Here is a 20,644-nt window from a genome sequence, read left to right as displayed (position 1 = left end):
TTATATTGATAAAATCACTTTTTATCTGGTATAACCATTATTTTTTATGAAAAAATTTTACCACATTCCGGAAGGCCACAGCGCCTTAAATACTTATTGTTTTTTTCTTTGCTGCCTTTTCGGCAGTCTCCTTGCTAGTCCGGCAGCTTATGCCCAGCTTAGCGGCACCTATACCATTGGTGGGAACGATGCAAGCTTTGCAACTTTAACCGAAGCAATCAAAACACTGGAAAGGGAGGGTATTTCGGCTGCAGTCACTTTCCAGATACGGCCGGGCGTCTATCAGGAGCAGGTGGTTATCAATAACATTCCCGGTAGTTCGTGCAGTGCTCCTGTAAAGTTTGAAGGAACCGGAAAGTCGCCTGCTGAAGTAGCCCTTAAGGCACCGGAAGGTACCGAATCCGTTATTCAGCTAAATGGAGTCGACGGAATAGAGTTCCGGCACCTGGGCATTGGCAATGATATTCTTACAGCTCCCGGAACGGACTGCTTTCGCTTAGAAAATAACCTCCTGACTGGTTCTGTGGTGGCACGTTCTTCGGCAGAGGCAAGAAGCCATCTGCATGTATATCGGAACAATTACTTCCAGACCGGCAAAATTGTAAAAGTAAATGAAGCTCCCTGGAACCCCGCTGCACCGGTATTTGACGAGGGGCTAACAGTAGAAGGAAATAGATTTGACCAGGGAGGAATTGAAGTAGAAGGACAGCAGGGTTTTTCCATCAGCAAAAATGAAATTGATGCGGGAGGAGGCATTAGCGTGACCAATAGCTGGTACGGAAAAGAAATTAATGAAAACAAATTAACTTCCGGAGCGGGAATCATCCTGAATTCAGGGGCTGCAGCGGAATTTACAGGAAACAGGGTGAGCATAATCGATGGTGGGGGCATTGGCCTAATGATTACCACAGGTAAATCTATAGGAAACGAAATATTAATAGCCAATAACCTGGTGGATGTATATGGGTATGATTCCCGGGGCCACAATTATTACCCTATCTCCAATCTGGTCGGGCTGGATATCACCAATCCTTATCCTAACCACGTTAAGCTTTACCATAATACTATTCAGGTGGCGGGTCATTCCGACGATGTTCCCAACTATACCCTTTCGCTTGCAGGAGAGGAAAGCAGTTTCTCCGTTTTTAATAATATAATCGTGAACAATTCCGGCGGCACAGGCATCAAAGTGGCCAATCCCGCTTCTGTTGTAGCCATGGATTACAACGCTCTTTATATGGGATATGCTGACCTTTTTGCCAGCTGGGGAGGGCAGGAAATCAGCTCCTTTGCCGAATGGCAGCATATTACCGACTTCGATAGTCATTCCATTAAGGTGAATCCCGGTACTCCAACCGAACCCGCAGAGGCCCTTGCAGGGGCCGGTAAATACCAGAAGGCTGTACCTCTCGATTTCTTCGGGCAAACCCGGAATAATCCCCCAACTATCGGGGCTGTCGAGAAAGCCCCTGTTTCAAATCCGGTTTCCGGAGTTTATACCATAGGGGGCGAAAACGCAGACTTTGCTTCTTTTACCGAAGCGTTGGCCTTTATCGAAAGTGGGACGCCCGTAGATAGTCTTCATTTTTTAGTAAGGCCTGGAGTGTACCAGGAACAATTAACGCTAGGCTCCTATGGTGAGGAAGCCAAAATTACCTTTCAAGGAGAAAGTGGAGACAGTACGGATGTTGTGCTCACCTATCCATTTGGCCCTGCGCTACTCCTGGAGGGGACCAGTAATTTCACCTTCAGGAATATGACAGTCGCCACTGGTATTCAAATTCAGGCTAGTGAAAACCTTCTCTTCGAAAATAACCTGATTGAGGGCGGGGTGGAGGTTTATACTACCAATAAGGATATCTACCGAAATAACCTCTTTGTTGGGGCGGGGATCAGTAAATCGGGTCGGGGAGCCTGGCAGGAGGGAGGAACCGTCCATTTTTCTACTGATCATAGCTTAGCCATTCTGGGAAATACTTTTAAGGTAGGTAGCTCTGCTATTTCCTTATTCGCTCAATCGGCTTTTCTTGTAAATGAAAATAATATCCTGATGGAAGATAAAGGAGAAAATATTTCGGCCACTGGTATTAGTGTAAGAAGTAGTTCCAATATCCTTGAAATAAGTAATAATTCTGTTGTTTCAAGTATTCCGAATACAACAGGCATCAATTTCGAGGGAAGCTGGTTAGAAGGGGAGCTGCCACAGGAGCTTAACAGCAACAAGATTATTTTGAAAAAAGGGGGCACCGGTATCAATTTTTACTATACTGGTGGAAATCCACAAGCTTCTTTGGTGGCGAACAATATGATTACAATAAATACTTCGGAAGACAAGAGTACCGGAGTAAAGGCATTTCTGCTACCAGGCGAAATAAACTTGAAGTATAACAGTATTTACCTTCATGGAGAGGATAAGAACAGTCAGATTTTGTCTATTGAAAGTGATACAGGAGAGCCAAACGTTCATTTGTACAATAATATTCTGGCTAATTTAGCAGGGGGTGTTGTTCTGTCAGGAGACTTTGATGGTACCACGGATAAGATTGCTTCTTCCGATTATAATGACCTGTTTACCAGTGGAGATACTCTGGCTATCTGGGATGGAGAAGTAGTTCCGGATCTGGAGGCTTGGCAAAGGATGACTCATTTTGATTCTAACTCATTATCTGTTGCCCCTGATTTTGAGTCTGCTGTGAACCTGATTCCACAAAACATGACCTTAAAAGGGGCTGGCATGTCGGTAAGTGGCGTAAATGAAGACTTTTTTGGAAAAGAACGAAAATATCCTCCAACAATAGGCGCAGTAGAATTAACTGATGAAGCAGAGAATCAATTGCCTTTCGTGAATGCCGGCGAGGATAAAATAGTTACTCTACCGCTTGAATCACTATACCTGAGAGGAACAGGAAAAGATCCGGATGGGGTGTTCCGGAAGTTTCTGTGGGAGAAAATAAGTGGTCCGTCAGTAACCATGCTTGATGCCAGTACAGCCAATACTCAGCTGCAGGATTTGGTGGCCGGGGAGTATGTCTTCCGCTTTACAGCCACCGACAACCTGGGAGCCAGTGCTTCTGATGAAATAAAGCTTGTAGTGAAGGAGTCCAATCTGGTACCGGTAATTAGTGCCGGAATTGACAGAACTGTTTTCCTTCCTCTGGAAAAATTAATCTTATCCGGCACAGGCCGCGATCCGGATGGACGGTTTACTGCTTTCTTGTGGGAAAAGGTGAGTGGCCCTGCTGTAATAATGCGTCAGCAAAGAACTGCTAACCTTATTCTTACCGAACTGGTAGAGGGAACTTATTTATTCCGTTTTTCGGCCACCGATAATGCAGGAGCTACTGTAAGCGATGAAATGACTCTTACAGTTCAGCGAAGGAATCAGGTCCCTGTTGTTAGCGCCGGGGCAGACAAAATAATTTACCTGCCACAAGAAAGTATAAAGCTTAGCGGAACTGGAATGGATACAGATGGGGTATTCCGAGACTTTTTGTGGGAAAAGGTGAGTGGGCCATCCGTACGCATGGAGCAGGCAAATACGGCCAACCTATTTCTCCATGATTTAGTAGCAGGAATCTATATATTCCGTTTTACAGCAACCGATAACCAAGGGGCTACTGCCTCTGATGAAATGATGCTGGAGGTGAAAGAAGTAGTTTATGGGGACAAAGAAAACAGCATAAGGCTGACCACCTATCCGAATACCTTTCAGCGCTATATAAATTTAGCGATACAGGCAGAGGAGCCGGATGATTACCACATCGAGATTTATGATTTAATGGGGAAAGTCTACTACCGTAGCAGCTTTTCAACGGCTTTATCTCCTGGGCAGCCACTCCATATTGACTTATCTGAAAAAAATATGCAGAAAGGCATTTACTTAATAAGGGTAGAAAATAAGAGCCGGAGCTACAGGGAAGTTGTAAAGGTTATTAAGGATTGACAGAAAGCTGGATATACAAAAACGCCTTCCAGAAATGCTCCGGAAGGCGTTTTAAGAATCTTCATAGTGGCTTAGAACAAGAACAGTATCTTCATTCTCAGACTGAAGTTAAGTCTTAATAACCCCTGTTTGGTAATAGATTAAGGTATTTTGAACAAATTGATTACAAATGCCTTTCAGGGCGCTTTTTCACAACAGTAGTTGCCAAGGAAAAGTAACTCCTGCTTCCTTTTAAAGCACTGTTACCTCATATTGAATTTTCTTATTACCTGGTGCCACTTTCATCCAGTTAATAGCTGAAATAAGGGCAAAATGGACAACAATCAACTTGTACAGGTGATAACTATAAGGCTGTTAAACAGATAAAAATTTCAGGGAAGAAACTTCATTTTTTAAAATGATCACAGGCTCACCTAAATTAGGAATAAAGAGAGCTTGAAAAAGAATAGAACCCGACTTGGGTTTGAGGAATGGGATAACTGGCCTTCTGGTTTTAAATTAAAAAGAAAAATTTTATAGAATTTGTCTATAAGCAAATAGATTTTTGTGAATAAGCGGGACTGGCAGAATCGCCTGCAAACGGGTACCTTTAATAAAAAAACAAGCCCACATTTTACTTTTTACTTTTAAAACCATGGAACATCAAAAAGACAGACATGTAGCTCCCGATACTCCTGTATGGGATACCAATGAATCAAGAAGGTGCCCTTTTTCAGGTGGTGCTGTAAAATCCACTGCAGGTTCAGGAAGGTCTAACCGCGATTGGTGGCCAAATATGCTGAACCTCAAAATTTTACATCAGCATTCCCCTGTTTCTAATCCTATGGGAGAGGAATTCAACTATGCTGAAGAGTTTAAAAGCCTTGACCTGAAGGCCGTAAAACAGGATCTCTTTAAGCTTATGACGGATTCTCAGGAGTGGTGGCCGGCCGATTACGGGCATTATGGTCCTCTTTTTATAAGAATGGCCTGGCACAGCGCGGGCACTTATCGTATTACAGATGGCCGAGGCGGATCCAGCTCTGGAGCACAACGCTTTGCTCCCCTCAACAGCTGGCCCGATAATGCTAACCTCGACAAGGCACGCCTGCTGCTTTGGCCAGTAAAGCAGAAGTATGGCAAGAAGATATCTTGGGCCGACCTGATGATCCTGGCCGGGAACTGTGCCCTTGAATCGATGGGGCTAAAAACCTTTGGCTTCGCCGGAGGAAGAGTGGATGTATGGCAGCCGGAAGAGGATGTTTACTGGGGCTCTGAAGGAGAATGGTTAGGAAATAAGGAACGTCATGAAGGAGGGGAGTTGGAGAGTCCTCTTGCTGCTTCTCATCTGGGACTGATTTATGTGAATCCGGAAGGACCGAATGGAAATCCGGACCCGCTTGAAGCAGCCCACCATATCCGGGAAACCTTCGGCCGAATGGCCATGAATGATGAAGAGACAGTTGCTCTTATCGCAGGTGGTCATACCTTTGGAAAAACACACGGCGCCGCCGATCCCCGTAATTATGTAGGAACAGAACCTGCAGGTGCCAGTATAGAGGAAATGGGCCTGGGCTGGAGAAATACCTACGGTAAAGGCCATTCCGAACATACCATTACCAGTGGATTGGAAGGTGCCTGGACCACCACTCCCACAAAATGGAGCAATAACTTCTTTGAAAATCTTTTTGGCTACGAATGGGAGCTTACAAAAAGCCCGGCGGGTGCTCACCAGTGGAAACCTAAGAATGGAGCTGGTGAAGGTACCGTACCAGATGCCCATGATTCTTCCAAAAAGCACGCACCCTTTATGCTTACTACCGACCTCTCATTGAAGGTAGACCCTGCCTATGAAAAAATTTCCCGGCGCTTCTACAAGAATCCGGATGAATTTGCCGATGCCTTTGCCAGGGCCTGGTATAAACTTACCCACCGGGATATGGGGCCGGTATCGCGCTATCTTGGTCCTGAAGTGCCTGAAGAGGAACTGGTCTGGCAGGATCCAATTCCGGATGTTACCCATGAATTGATTGAGGAGAATGATATAAGCGATCTGAAAAGCAGGATAATGGATTCGGAACTTTCTGTTTCTCAGTTGGTAACCACCGCATGGGCTTCTGCCTCTACTTACCGTAATTCTGATAAAAGGGGAGGGGCGAATGGGGCACGCCTCCGGCTGGCACCACAGCGTAACTGGAAAGTCAATAACCCGGGAGAGCTGAAGGAAGTAATAGAGAAATATGAGCAAATTCAGAAGGAGTTCAATGATGCCCAGACTGGCAACAAAAAGGTTTCAGTAGCTGACCTGATCGTATTAGGTGGATGTGTAGGTATAGAGGCAGCAGCCCGTAATGCTGGCCATGAGGTGAAAGTACCATTTACCCCCGGGCGTACAGATGCCACCCAGGAACAAACCGATGTGGATTCATTCTCCATTCTCGAGCCCAATGCAGATGGCTTCCGCAACTATTTCAGAAAGGCGCCCCATATATCAGCTTCCGCAGAGGCGTTCCTGATTGATCGCGCACAACTGATGACCCTGTCCGCGCCGGAGCTGACAGTTTTAATAGGAGGCATGCGGGTACTTAACACCAATTATGATCATTCAAAACATGGTGTATTTACCAGGCGCCCTGAGGCCCTTACAAATGACTTCTTTATCAACCTGCTGGATATGGGTACTACCTGGAAGGCAACCTCAGAGGCGGATGATATCTTTGAAGGCCGTGATCGGAAAACCGGAGAACTGAAGTGGACAGGTACACGCGTCGACCTTATTTTTGGCTCCAATTCAGAGCTTCGGGCTTTAGCGGAAGTTTACGCCTGTGAGGATTCCAAAGAGCTGTTTGTAAAAGACTTCGTGAAAGCCTGGAATAAGGTAATGAACCTCGATCGCTTTGATTTGAAGTGAGTTCAGGGTTTTTCACTTACCAAGAAACCAAGCCGGAGAAAGCGAAATAATAAATAGTGAAGGCACCCTTTTCGCAGGGTGCCTTTTCTTATTAATTAAATTTACAACCAGCTAATATAATTAAATAATAGCTTAGGGAAATATTTTCTCTGCAGCAGGAGGGTACAAAAGGTATGCATTACCGTTGGATGAAAATTTGATAATGATGCCTCAATTAAATCGGCTATGACTGCTCACGACCAAAATTTCTTCATACTGGTATCGTAATTAGTAAGCATCCCAGAGCTGGCCTCACCTAAATAGCCAAAGCAGGCCTGGCCCAGTATCCTTTCATTAATAGCCCGACAGAGGTATAATACAAGCAGGCTATGGGTGATGGAATTTGGCCAGAAGTTAATAACTGGTTCTTTTTGCCGCCCCTCTTCAGGTTTGCTTCCTTGGGGAGTAAAATAAAAACGGAAAATAATTTTGCAGAAGCTTTAGAAAGTGGAGGTTTAATTTTATATTACCTCCCTAAATGACAGAAGCCAAGAAACATACAGCTTATTATTACTATTACTTTTTTACTTTATGTAATTAAGGGGCTAAGCTATGTGCTAAAAATCTATAAATGAAGCCTCCCTAACGGAGGCTTTTTTATTTTGTATAATGGAATTGAATCTTTACAGATATTACCCTTTCTACTATTACTACTCTTTGCAAAGAAGGAGAAGAGGGAATATCTATAGTAAATAGGAGCTGAAAGCTCAATTGAAAAGAGTCCCCATCCGGTGGACTCTTTTTTTCTTTAAAAAGATTAATAATGGATTTAGTCGAGGCACTTAAAAAGATATGGAAGCAATTTAATTTTAGAAACATATGATCAACATTGCAGAAAGGCTTCAGGATATCCAGGAATATTATTTTTCGAAGAAACTCCGGGAGATTGCTCTTTTGAAGGCCGAAGGGAAGGACATCATCAATTTAGGCATCGGTAGCCCCGATATGCCACCTCCCCAAAAGGCAGTGAATGCACTGAATGAGGCGGCAAGACATCAGGCAGCCCATGGTTACCAAAGTTACAAAGGTATTCCTGAGCTGCGAAAAGCCTTCTGCGACTGGTATGAAAATCACTATAAGGTTTCCCTTAATCCGGAAGCGGAGGTTCTTCCGCTAATGGGTTCTAAAGAAGGGATCACTTATATCTCGAATGCATATCTGAATGAAGGAGATGAGGTACTTATTCCCAATCCAGGCTATCCGGCTTATGCGGCAGCTACCAGGATAGCAGGAGGTGTGGTAAAGCTTTATGAGCTGAAGGAGGAACACGGTTGGCTCCCGGACCTGAAGGCCTTGCAGGATCAGGACTTGTCCAGGGTTAAAATTATGTGGATTAACTATCCGCACATGCCTTCAGGAGCCAAAATATCACGTGCAAAACTAAAGGAGTTGGTCGATTTTTCCGGCCGTAATGGCATACTGCTTTGCCACGACAACCCTTATAGCTTTATCCTGAATGATGTGCCTCTTAGTATTTTCTCTGGAGAAGGAATACCTGAGCATGTACTGGAATTAAACTCCCTTAGCAAATCTCATAATATGGCCGGCTGGCGGGTGGGGATGGTCGCCGGCCATCGCCAGCATATTGAGAATATACTAATCGCAAAAAGCAATGTGGACTCAGGTATGTTCCTGGGCATACAGAAAGCAGCCATAGAAGCTTTAAAGATGCCCCACCAATGGTATGACAGCCTAAACCAGACTTACAGTGCGAGAAGGTCTGTTGTCTGGAAAATAATGGAAGAATTAAAGTGTTCCTACAGCAGGGAACAGGCCGGCTTATTTGTGTGGGGGAGGGTAGGAAAGGACGTGGAGGAGGTAAGTAATCTTGTGGATGTTCTTCTTTATAAAATGGGTGTTTTTGTAACACCCGGCTTCATCTTCGGGACAAATGGAAACAGGTACATCAGAATATCGCTGTGTTCCGATTTAGGGCAGTTGGAAGAAGCCCTTGAAAGAATAAAAGGTTTTAACACATCAAAATAAAACTGGTATGATTGTAGGAATAATAGGATTAGGACTAATTGGAGGCTCAATGGCCCTTGACCTTAACAAAAGAGGTTTTGCGACCAGAATAGTTGGTACGGATAATAACCAGCATCATGTTCAGATAGCAAAGAAGGCAGGAATAATTCAGGAAGAAAGCTCCCTGCCTGACATCGCACAAAAATGTGACCTGCTTGTACTTGCTACACCGGTAGATGTAGCCCCTGGCATTCTGCTTGAGCTTTTAGATCAGGTTAAAGAGGATACTGTCATAATCGATGTTGGCTCCACTAAGGAGCACATTTGCCGGGCAGTGGAACAACATCCCCGCCGAAAGCAGTTCGTGGCCTGCCACCCTATTGCAGGTACAGAAAACAGCGGACCAGGAGCAGCGCACCACAAACTGTTCGACAACAAGGTCAATATTATTTGCAATGCCCATGAAAGTGATACCGGGGCCGTAAAAAAAGCGGAGGCATTGTTTGCCAGCCTGAAAATGGATTCAATCCACATGGAGGCACGTGAACATGATCGCCACATAGCCTTTGTTTCGCATCTTTCCCATATTTCTTCTTTTGCATTAGGTCTCACGGTATTAAACATAGAGAAAGATGAGAAAAGTATTTTTAACCTGGCAGGAAGTGGTTTTGCTTCCACGGTGAGACTGGCCAGGAGCTCACCCGATATGTGGGCACCGATTTTTAACCAGAATGCACGCCACGTTTCTGTAGCATTGGGGGCTTATATTGAACAACTGTTGCTGTTCAAGGAAAAAATTGATGAAGGGCTGGAAACGGAAACCTACGATATGATTTCAACAGCCAATCAGATAAGCCGCATTTTAGATGGCATTGAGTTGAAAAACAGGCAGAAGCCTTTTGTAAAGCCCAAATCGGCTGGTGGAGAGATTAAGATTTCGCCTATTACAGAATGGATCCCTAATCTGCAGCGCCCCTTGGTAATCAGTGGTCCCTGCAGCGCAGAAACAGAGGAGCAGGTAATGGAGACCTGCCAGCAACTTGCCGCAACAGGCAAGGTAGATGTGCTGCGGGCAGGTATCTGGAAGCCCAGGACGAGGCCCAATAATTTTGAGGGAGTCGGCACAGTAGGGCTGGAGTGGCTAAAAAAAGCAAAGGAAGCCACCGGTATAAGGACAGCGGTAGAAGTAGCCAATAAACAACATGTGGAAGAAGCTCTTCAGCATGGAGTAGACATTTTGTGGATTGGTGCCAGAACCACCGTAAACCCCTTTTCTGTGCAGGAAATTGCTGATGCCCTTCAGGGCGTAGACATACCAGTTCTGATAAAGAACCCTATTAATGCTGATCTGGAACTTTGGTTAGGGGCGATTGAGCGTATCAGTGGCGCAGGAATTACGAAGCTTGGAGCCATTCATCGGGGCTTTGCAAAGTATGGGGAGACCAAGTATCGCAATGCGCCGCAGTGGCAGCTTCCGGTAGAAATGAAAAGAAGATTACCAGATCTCCCTATGATCTGCGATCCAAGCCATATCTGCGGAAACAGGGAGCTTCTTGCTGAAGTCAGTCAGCAGGCAATGGATCTTAACTATACCGGTTTGATGATAGAAAGCCATATCAGTCCGGAGAAGGCGCTTAGTGATGCAAAACAGCAGGTGAAACCTGAGAGGTTAGCCCAAATAATTAATGAACTGGTACTCAGGGAAGGCTATGAGGGAAAAGTTTTAGTAGATGATACCCTGCAAGGGCTTCGGAACCAGGTAGACCAGTGCGACAGCGAAATTTTCACCATGCTTTCTCAGCGGATGCAGGTAGTGGAAAGCATTGGCCAGTATAAAAAGAAAAACAAGCTGACTATTCTTCAAACCTCCAGATGGAACGACATACTGGAACAATCGTTTGCCAGGGGGGAAAAACTCGGTCTCAGCAGGGATTTTATTGAAAAGTATTTAAAGGCGGTGCATCAGGAGTCCATCAATCACCAAAGTGCCGTTATGAACGAGCTGAGGACCTGAAGAAAAGTTTATACAAAGGGAAATACAGGCTTAGCTGAAAGTGAAATATTCAAAACAGAAAAATGTTTAAGACCCCGTAAAACTGGAGAGGTATTCTAATTGACAAAGGTTAAAAGTTCTCGATTATTCTCTGCTTCATTTCTTCTTTTTTTCCTTTTCCAATACCCCCCCTTTTTTAGTGAGGGGCATTAGAAAAAGAAAAAAAGTATTATCTGTTCTGTCTGTCTAAGCGGCGCAAGCTTTTCTTTCCAGGAGGTGTTTTTCCCTCAACCAAACATTTTCTGGAGCTTGCCTTTTTAGGCTCTCATGCCTTGGTTTGTTATTGTAGTACTGCACATACTGGTCAATCAACTCCCTGGTCTGAGAAAAACTATGGTACTCGAACCGCTGGAAAAGCTCTTTTTTCAGGATGCCGTGATAAGCTCTACATGCCCGTTTTCCTCAGGGGTAGCTACATGCGTAAACTCCTGCTCCAGGCCTACCAATTCCAGATACTCCCTGACCTTAGCTGCAATAAATTGACTGCCGTTATCACTCCTAATGATGGTTCCTTCAGGTAATTGCCCCGCATCAACCTACTGGGAAACACTGCTTCGGAAAGACACCATATCAGACCTTCTTATTAAGAAGTATTCCTCTTTCTAAGGAAAAGATGCTCTATAGGTTCAGACAGAATTCTATCAAACATTTTTTTCGGAACCAGGCCTTTCACCTGAAAGCGAAGGGATGGTGCAGAAAAAAAAATGATCCAGAAACAGCTGGATCACGAGAAGTTTTAACCTGATGTACCTGCCAGATAAATTCTTGGCTACTATATTTTAGATATACCACTTTTACCTAACACACTGGCCTTACCAATTTAGCAGCTTCCGGATCAATCAAATACTTTTTAATCTTTTGGTTTAAGGTAAATATTAAATTGTGAACCTTCACCGGGATTGCTGCTTATAATAATCTGCCCGCCCTCATTTTCTACAATTTTCTTAACCAGGTATAAACCGATTCCTGTTCCTTCTATACTTTTTTCCAGGCGGGTAAAAGGGGTGAAAATGAGGTCCTGTTGATCATTGGCAATTCCTAGCCCGTTATCAGAAACAGAAATGTGTAGCATGTCATCTTTTATTCCTGTTTTAATGGTTATTTCCGGCGCCTGCCCTGGTTTCTGGTATTTAATGCCATTACTGATAAGGTTATACAAAATACTTCTGAGGTTTTTCCGGGAGAATTTTATTTCACGCACCTGGATATCATACCTGATTGTTGCCTGGCTTTCGATGATTTTACTTTTGACCATCATTTCAACCTCATGGAGGATATTTTCAAAGTAAACGGTTTCTACATGTTCCTTGAAATTCTTTTCAATTTTTACGATTTCAGAAAGCTCATTAAGGATGTCTCTCATCGATTTAACAGAGCGGTCGAGCAATTCAGCAATAAATTTTTGCTCCTTGCTATCTTCTCCCATCTTTTCCGCTAACTCTCCCGATGATTTGACCAGGTGCTGAACAAGCCCTTCTATATTGGCAAGGGGGCCTTTAAGGTCATGCGAAACTGAATAAATAAAGGTTTCATGGGCCGCATTTAAGCGTTCCAGCTCTTTTAAAACCTTTATGCGGTCGGTAATGTCCACAAATGTGATAATTACCCCGTTAGTTCTGTTTTCTTTTTTAAGAAGGTAAGGAATAATGTTCATCTGGAACCAACGCAAATCGGTCGTCTGGATTTCTTTTTCAAAAACTTCTTCGGTGCGAATTACTTCCTGAATATTTTCTACAATTGTCGAATACCGAATATTGTCGGCCATTTCCTCCATCGGTCGGCCAATATGGGTTTCGGTAAGGCTAAATTGCTTCATGGCCGGAGGGGTAAACTTGCGCAGTATTAAATTTGCATCAACAAAGAGTTGGGGAATGATGGTATTCCGGAAATAGTTTTCAAGCTCATCATTCAGCTCTATGAGTTCTTTTATTTTCTGATTATCTTTTCTTCCTTTATGGGGTTTCTCCATAAGAGTATAGGATTTATTTGTTTTTAACTTCATTGGATTTTGGTTCTCTTCGAAAGAACCGTTTATGGTAGAAAAGACGGGTAAAAGTAGTATGGGCTTTGTTTTAAACCTCACCCGGACCCTTGTAAAGGGTTTAAGTTTGGTAAAAAAGAACAGACCCCATAATTAATTTCAGATATTCTTTTTTAATAGTGGCTTTGTTTGCAAATAGTTTTTTAGCCGTAATGATATCGATCATTACGGTAGGGTTATATAACCTTTCTTCCGGATAGTTATTGCCGGAGGTGATACCAGATGTTTCCCAAATCAAATCACTTTAGATGTGCCGTCTTTTCTGCCGGTGTAGGAAAGGATACTTCCGATAAATTCCTTTCTATTAAAAGAGCTACGGTTACAGGAGCAAAGCCTGAGGTTTGAATAGAAGGGAATTTAGGAACCGGGTCTTTCAAATCGGCATTGCATTGGTTTTTTGAAGTCCGTTACTGGCAGATGTTGGCCTTCCGAAATAATGCACTTGTTATTGATAGTATAAAGATGGAGTTGTTTTTCCGGCACATTATTACATAGGAAAGAGAATTTGTTACATATTTCACATATTTACTATTCTGTATTCCTTCACCTCTTTAAAAGTCTCTTTCATGTGCAGATCAGGTGGAAAGAATAAAGGTTTTGTAACAGCCACCTTCCTAACCAGGAAAGGATTAGCCTGTGGGTAAAACCCGCCATTAGATAGACAGATAGTTAGCTGATGGTTACCTAGGCCTCCCGGATCTTTGGGCGGTACATCAAAAATTCTACCATCATTTTATAGAAAACGGAACAGGGATGGAACTGCCTCTAGAATAAGAATCAGGGGCTTTGTATGGTTGCTTTCCATAACAGTGAATTATGTAATAATCTGCCGGACTTTTGCAACACTTCATAATTTCATTAACCTCATCTTTGTAGGGTAATCATATAACCAAATCGTGGACCGATCAAAACAAAAATGGCAGCTCCTTTCCGGGGCTGCTAACCGGGCTAAGCTGCACACCGAATTACCCCTCACACATTCAAAGAACAAAATGAAAAATATGAAAAAAATAAACGTACTGATAATGCTGTTGATTTTGATAATGGCAGCCTGCGAAACCCAAAACATCGATCCTGCTCCTGTAACGGATCCTCCTATTGAAACGGATTCTACAAGGTCTGCTGTATCAACCACCGATCCCCAAAACAAGGCTATTGATATCGCCAAAAATAAGGTAATCAAAATAACCTTTACAGAGGAAATGGATGCCTCCACCATTAACGCGTTCACTTTTACCCTAAAGAAGGGAACAACAGAAGTTGAAGGTACAGTGGCTTATTCAGCAAAAGTGGCCACTTTTACTCCCTCTGCTGATATGGATGCCCATCTCGAATATAAAGCAATGATTAGCATGGAAGCGAAAGGGGTGGATGGTCAAAACTTAGCTTCTGCTACAGAATGGTCTTTTACCACCGGTGAAGAGGCACAGGAACCTTTAGCGGTAGTTGAACTTGGTGCTGCAGGCAATTATGTAATTCTTGCCAAAACCGCTATTAACAATAATCCGACTTCCAGTATTACAGGCGATATGGGGATAAGTCCGGCTGCTACTTCCTACATTACCGGCTTTAGCTTAACAGATGCAACGGGCTATGCAACCTCTGCCCAGGTTACCGGCAAGGTTTATGGAGCTGATATGGCCGACCCTACACCCATAAATTTGACCACTGCTGTAGAAAACATGATTACAGCATACAACGATGCTGCAAGCCGTCCGTCACCAGACTTTACAGAGCTGGGCACGGGAAATATAGGGGGGCGAACTCTTTCTGCGGGTTTATACAAATGGAGCAATACGGTTTCCATCCCAACGGACCTTACCATTTCCGGAGGCCCGAACGAAGTGTGGATTTTCCAAATTGCGGGAGACTTAGCCGTAAGTTCAGCGGTAAACATCACCTTAAGCGGTGGTGCACAGGCGAAGAACATCTTCTGGCAGGTTGGCGGGGAAGTCACACTCGGAACCACCTCCGGATTTAAAGGAATTATTCTTTCTATGACAGGTGTTACTTTAGGCACAGGAGCCACCCATGAAGGCAGAATTCTGGCGCAAACTGCGGTAATTCTTGACGGAAACGCCGTTACACAACCTTAATACTCGCTTACCTTTCATCAGAACTGGATTGATAATTTTAAAAGGAGCGTTGCCATCTGCAGCGCTCCTTTTTTTATTTAAGGCATAAGTAAAGCCGGTATTTCAGATGAATTAATACAATTGGTGTTTGCTTGTTTAACAGGGAATTAATGTACCTTTGGCAACTCATTAGGCCCAATCTCATTTGAAACTATACATTAAATTCATGGTAAGCCTTCGTTGCAAAATGATGGTGAAAGAGGAGTTGGAGAAGCTGAGCTTTCAGTGTGTAATAGTGGAATTGGGAATGGTTGAAATTCTACAGGATATAAATCCGGAACAGCGCAATTTATTGAAAATTAACCTGGAGAAATCCGGGCTTGAATTGCTGGATGATAAGCGGGCCATTCTCATTGAAAAGATAAAAAATGTAATTGTTGAAATGATTCACCATTCTGACGAACTCCCAAAGGTGAATTTTTCTGAATTTCTAAGCGAAAGGTTAAATTATGATTATACCTATCTGTCTAATATTTTTTCGGAAGTAAAAGGGATTACCATTCAACAATATATCATTATTCATAAGATTGAAAGAGTGAAAGAACTGCTGCTATACGATGAGCTAAACCTGACGGAAATATCCTATAAACTTCATTACAGCAGTGTAGCCCATTTATCTAATCAGTTTAAAAAATCACAGGACTTTCTCCTTCATTCTACAAACAATTGAAGCAGAAGCGAAATGGTAACCTGGAGAATTTTTAATGTAAAATAGTTAGAAGTAGTTTCTATGCTATTGTAGGCTTTCCTGGAAATGGACCTATGAAGACTAAAGTCAAAAATGCCACCCAAAATTAAACTTACCTGCAATTGCTTTTTTTTGCTAAGATATTGTGCTGCGTTAGCTTCCCGCGATACAGAAGGCATTTAATATCTGTAAAGAGCTGTTTATCAGGCGTATAAATAGCTAAACCTAATGACAAGGTACAAATAGGGAGCAAAATTAAAAATTCATCGCCGATTAAAGGCAGGAGATTTTGAAGAAACCAGGAAAAAAGGTGGCACTTTTTGCTACAGTCAAAATCAAGAATAGTATGAAGCCTGGACCAGTTTTGAGTAATCTTTTCGCTTTTGAAAATCAGAATTTAAAATGATTTTGTGCATTTTTAACGCTCAATCAGGTAAATTCCCAAATTATATAACTTAAAAACGCAATTATATAACACATAAAAATAATTTAACCGTTATCTTTGCAAAGGAAAATAAAAACCAATGCGTAAATTCTTCCACATATTCCTGACCCTTTCCTTGCTAATCAGCACGGCAGGATATGCTGTGACAAAGCAGTTCTGTGGAGAAATACTGGCGCATGTTTCATTAGGTCATGATACTCAGCCATGCTGTAATAAGGCGGAGATGCCCTCCGGTTGTGAGTGTGAGAGCGAGATAGATCATTATGCTGTTGATGATGATTTTCAGCTAGACCATCAGGAAGTAAGACTAACGCCTGCATTACAGGCCACATTAGTTAGCTTTATTAAGTTTTTAGCGTTTGCTCCTTTAACAGAGGAGCACAACAATAACTTATTACCCACTTTAAAATACCCCCCCTTTACTGAGCCCAGTATCCATATCAGGGTTCAGTCCTTCCTTCTTTAATAAGCATAGTAAATTTTTGGTTAAAACAAGCCTTGGGCAAAACGGGTCTTAGTATAGAATAAGTCTTATATAGCACTGTACTATTCCGTTGGTTTTGTCTATCAAAGCAGGCCTGTGTATTCTTTAACAATATAAAATTAACTATGCTTAATAGACTCATTAGGTTTTTCCTGGAGAATAAACTCGTTACTGTATTGCTTACGGTTGCCTTTGTCGCCTGGGGCATTGCCGTAGCTCCTTTTAACTGGGAGGAAAGCTGGATTCCCAGAGACCCTGTTCCCGTAGATGCCATTCCGAATATCGGGGAAAATCAGCAAATCGTTTATACCGAATGGATGGGGAAGTCGCCTCAGGACATTGAGGACCAGATTACCTATCCGCTTACCACGGCCCTGCTGGGAGTGCCGGGGGTCAAAACCATCCGCAGTAGCTCTATCTTTGGCGTTTCCAGTATCTACATCATTTTTGAAGAAGATGTAGAGTTCTACTGGAGCCGTTCCCGCATTTTAGAAAAACTCAATTCCCTCCCGGCAGGTCTGTTACCGGAAGGGGTGCAGCCTGCCTTAGGGCCGGATGCCACTGCCCTTGGGCAGGTGTACTGGTATACCCTGGAAGGCCGTAATCCCGAAACCGGTGAACCTACCGGCGGTTGGGATCCTCAGGAGCTGCGTTCCATTCAGGATTTCTATGTAAAGTATTCCCTTTCCGCCGCGGAAGGTGTCTCGGAAGTGGCCTCAATTGGGGGCTATGTAAAAGAATACCAGGTGGAAATTGACCCTATTGCCATGAAGAGCTATGGCGTAGATGTAGAAGATATTATGCGGGCGGTGAACGAAAGCAATATGGATGTGGGAGCCCGAACCATCGAGTTTAATAAGGCGGAGTACCTTGTTCGGGGGCTTGGCTACATCGAAGAAATCGAAGACCTCGAAGAGGCGGTAGTGGCGGTGAATGAAAATACGCCCATTCGTTTGAAAGAGGTCGCCCGAGTACAGATGGGACCTGCTACCCGAAGGGGTGGGCTCGATAAAGCTGGTGCCGAGGCCGTAGGGGCCGTTGTAGTAGCCCGCTACGGCTCAAATCCGCTGGCCGTTATCAATAATGTAAAAGACAAGATAGAAGATATCGCTCCCGGACTTCCCAGCAAGGTATTGGACGATGGAACAGTCTCGAAAGTAACCATTGTGCCATTTTATGACCGCTCAGGGCTTATTTACGAAACCCTTGGTACACTGGAGGAGGCACTGATTCTGGAAATCCTCATCAGTATAATCGTAGTAGTCGTGCTGGTGCTTAACCTGCGGGCTTCCATCATGATTTCCAGTCTGCTGCCGATTGGCGTGCTCATGACTTTTATTGTCATGCGCTATGCCGGGGTGGATGCCAACATTGTGTCCCTTTCAGGTATTGCCATTGCCATTGGAGTGATGCTGGATGTGGGCGTGATTTTTACCGAAAATATCATCCGTCACCTGGAGATGCCGGAAAATGAAGGACGTTCTAAACTGGAGGTCATTTATGAGGGTGCCACAGAAATAGCTTCGGCTGTGCTTACGGCCCTGGCTACGACCACCATTAGCTTCATCCCTGTTTTTGCTATGAGCGGACAGGAAGGAAAGCTGTTCGGGCCCCTTGCCTTTACCAAAACCTTTGCCCTGCTGGCGGCCATGTTTGTAGGCCTGGTGGTAATTCCGGCCCTGGCACACGGGCTGTTTTCGTTGAATCTTGGGAAGAAGAGAACCCGGAGAATGTGGAACTTCAGCCTTATTGCCTTAGGTATCCTTCTGCTGTTTTATGTGCCATGGGTGGGAATTATGTTTATTGCCTTAGGCATTAATAACCTGCTGGAGCCAATTTGGCCGGAAAATAAGAAGCAGTATCCTAACTATTTAAATATAGGAATCGTGCTGGTAGGAATGCTTTACTTCCTTAACAAAGAGTGGCTTCCTTTAGGGGCGGATCATACTTACCTGATCAACCTGGTTTTTGTAGCAGGTATCATTGCTGTGGTGTTGGGGCTTTTATTTTTGATGGTGAAGTATTATCAACCCATACTGAAGTGGGCCCTGGAAAATAAATGGAAATTTCTCTCCATTCCGCTAATGATATTTCTCTTTGGCATTTTGGCCTGGCAGGGATTCGATACCGTTTTTGGCGTAGTAGCCAATACCAGTGAAAAGCTGGGATGGGACATTCGCAAAACTGCTGTATGGGCCACTTTAGATGAGCAGTTTCCCGGTGCCGGGGAAGAGTTTATGCCTCCGCTCAATGAAGGAACCTTTTTGCTGATGCCTTCCACCATGCCGCATTCCGGAGTAGAGGAAAATCTTGAAACCATTCGCCTCCTCGATAAGCGGATTACTGCTATTCCGGAAGTAGACATTACTGTAGGAAAATGGGGGCGCGCCAATACAGCTCTGGACCCTGCTCCTATTTCCATGTTCGAAAACGTAATCAACTACAAGTCGGAATATGTGCGGGACCAGGACGGTCATCGTGTGCCATTTAAGGTGAATGACGAAGAGCAGTATGTATTAAAGAATGGGGAAGTGTTCGACCCGGCAACCATGGAGCGTGAGGATTTGGATATTTCCCTGCTGATACCGGATCCGGATGGCAAGTACTTCCGCCAGTGGCGCGACCATATTGAGTCGCCCGATGACATCTGGGAGGAGATTATTGCAGCCTCCCATATACCTGGCATGACCTCAGCGCCGAAGCTTCAGCCTATTGCTACCCGACTGATAATGTTATCTACCGGTATGCGGGCCCCAATGGGACTAAAGGTATTTGGCCCGGACCTGGAAACGATCGAAGCAGTTGGCCTGGAAATGGAGGATATCCTGACGCAGGTTCCGGGAATAAAACCTGCCTCTGTCTTTGCCGACCGGGTGGTGGGAAAGCCTTACATAGAATTAGATATCGACCGCAGGGCGATTGCCCGCTACGGCTTGTCCATAGGCGATGTGCAGCGCATTATCAGTGCGGCCATTGGTGGGATGACCATGACCACCACGGTGGAAGGGCGCGAGCGTTATGCCGTCCGTTTACGCTATGCCCGTGAGTTCAGGGATAATCCCGAAGATATAAAGGATATTTTGGTTCCTACGCCCATTGGTGTACAGGTGCCTTTAGGGCAGCTGGCAGAGGTGGAATATGTTCAGGGGCCTCAGATGATTAAAAGTGAAGATACCTATCTGCTTTCGTATGTCATCTTCGATAAAGAGCCTGGATTTGCTGAGGTAGAGGTAGTGGAAAATGCGCAGGCACTCATTCAGGAGAAGATTGCCTCAGGTGAGTTTGAGGTGCCGCCAGGGGTAAGTTTTGAATTTGCCGGTAATTACCAGAACCAGATAAGGGCAGCAAAAACCCTCTCCATCGTAATTCCGATCAGCTTACTGGCTATTTTCCTGCTCCTGTACTTTCAGTTTGGAAATGTTCAGCTTACAATGATGGCCTTTTCAGGCGTGTTTGTAGCCTTATCAGGTGGTTTTATCCTGTTGTGGCTTTACAATCAGCCCTGGTTCCTGGACTTTACCCTTTTCGGGGAGAATATGCGGGATGTTTTCCAGATAGGCCCGGTAAACCTGAGTGTGGCCGTGTGGGTAGGCTTTATCGCCCTCTTTGGAGTGGCCACGGATGATGGTGTACTCATGGGTACTTATCTGAAGCAGGTATTCGCAAGAGAAAATACTACGGATACACCATCCATTCGACGGGCAGTGGTAATTGCCGGTAGTCAAAGGGTTCGGCCTGCCGTGATGACCACCGCCACCACGATTATTGCCTTGCTGCCGGTATTAACTTCTACGGGTAAAGGTTCCGATATTATGATTCCGATGGCCATTCCAACCTTTGGCGGAATGCTCATCCAGACCTTCACTATGTTCGTGGTTCCCGTATTATTTAGCATGTGGCAGGAAAGGAAGTGGTCTAACCCGAAACTAAAAGCGGAAGTAGAAGCATAAAGAGAAAATAA

At 44.2% G+C, this 20,644-nt stretch carries 10 protein-coding genes; 8 read left to right on the top strand and 2 right to left on the bottom strand.

Features of this window, described 5'->3' with window-relative positions:
- Positions 1–46 precede the first annotated feature (46 nt).
- The 4 genes from F752_RS0113630 to F752_RS26905 all read left to right on the top strand — a co-directional run bounded on the left by F752_RS0113630 (position 47) and on the right by F752_RS26905 (position 10,851).
- Positions 47–3,943 (top strand): PKD domain-containing protein, encoded by a 3,897-nt coding sequence (locus F752_RS0113630; protein WP_017732303.1) that lies wholly within the window; start codon positions 47–49, stop codon positions 3,941–3,943.
- Between the two features lie 634 nt (positions 3,944–4,577).
- On the top strand, positions 4,578–6,833 hold the full coding sequence (gene katG / locus F752_RS0113625; RefSeq protein ID WP_017732302.1) for a catalase/peroxidase HPI: 2,256 nt from the start codon (positions 4,578–4,580) through the stop codon (positions 6,831–6,833).
- A gap of 858 nt (positions 6,834–7,691) precedes the next feature.
- Positions 7,692–8,858, top strand: a complete 1,167-nt coding sequence (locus tag F752_RS0113610; RefSeq protein ID WP_017732300.1) for a pyridoxal phosphate-dependent aminotransferase — start codon at positions 7,692–7,694, stop codon at positions 8,856–8,858.
- Between the two features lie 7 nt (positions 8,859–8,865).
- A complete protein-coding gene (locus tag F752_RS26905; RefSeq protein WP_017732299.1) occupies positions 8,866–10,851 on the top strand; it encodes a prephenate dehydrogenase in 1,986 nt (661 codons plus the stop codon).
- Between the two features lie 225 nt (positions 10,852–11,076).
- On the opposite strand, the gene F752_RS27000 is transcribed toward F752_RS26905, so the two are convergent.
- Together F752_RS27000 and F752_RS0113595 are read right to left on the bottom strand one after the other, a co-directional pair.
- Positions 11,077–11,259, bottom strand: a complete 183-nt coding sequence (locus F752_RS27000) for an IS3 family transposase (protein ID WP_262491832.1) — start codon at positions 11,257–11,259, stop codon at positions 11,077–11,079.
- 481 nt (positions 11,260–11,740) lie between these two features.
- Positions 11,741–12,859 carry a sensor histidine kinase gene (locus tag F752_RS0113595; protein WP_040664640.1) on the bottom strand — a complete coding sequence of 373 codons (1,119 nt, stop codon included), beginning with the start codon at positions 12,857–12,859 and terminating at the stop codon, positions 11,741–11,743.
- 1,073 nt (positions 12,860–13,932) lie between these two features.
- Between F752_RS0113595 and F752_RS0113585 the strand changes: the two genes are divergently transcribed.
- The 4 genes from F752_RS0113585 to F752_RS0113570 all read left to right on the top strand — a co-directional run bounded on the left by F752_RS0113585 (position 13,933) and on the right by F752_RS0113570 (position 20,633).
- Positions 13,933–15,027 carry an ice-binding family protein gene (locus F752_RS0113585; protein WP_236614010.1) on the top strand — a complete coding sequence of 365 codons (1,095 nt, stop codon included), beginning with the start codon at positions 13,933–13,935 and terminating at the stop codon, positions 15,025–15,027.
- Between the two features lie 184 nt (positions 15,028–15,211).
- Entirely contained in the window at positions 15,212–15,736 is a 525-nt protein-coding gene (locus F752_RS24175) for a helix-turn-helix domain-containing protein (protein WP_316928880.1), read from the top strand.
- A gap of 542 nt (positions 15,737–16,278) precedes the next feature.
- The gene (locus F752_RS0113575; protein WP_017732294.1) at positions 16,279–16,665 is read left to right on the top strand and encodes an HYC_CC_PP family protein; all 387 of its coding nucleotides are present in this window, start codon (positions 16,279–16,281) and stop codon (positions 16,663–16,665) included.
- A 143-nt stretch (positions 16,666–16,808) separates the two neighbouring features.
- The gene (locus F752_RS0113570; protein WP_017732293.1) at positions 16,809–20,633 is read left to right on the top strand and encodes an efflux RND transporter permease subunit; all 3,825 of its coding nucleotides are present in this window, start codon (positions 16,809–16,811) and stop codon (positions 20,631–20,633) included.
- The last annotated feature ends 11 nt before the right edge of the window (positions 20,634–20,644 follow it).

The organism is Nafulsella turpanensis ZLM-10, from assembly GCF_000346615.1.
GTDB classification, from domain to species: Bacteria; Bacteroidota; Bacteroidia; order Cytophagales; family Cyclobacteriaceae; genus Nafulsella; species Nafulsella turpanensis.
This window is presented reverse-complemented; position numbering and strand designations above follow the sequence as displayed.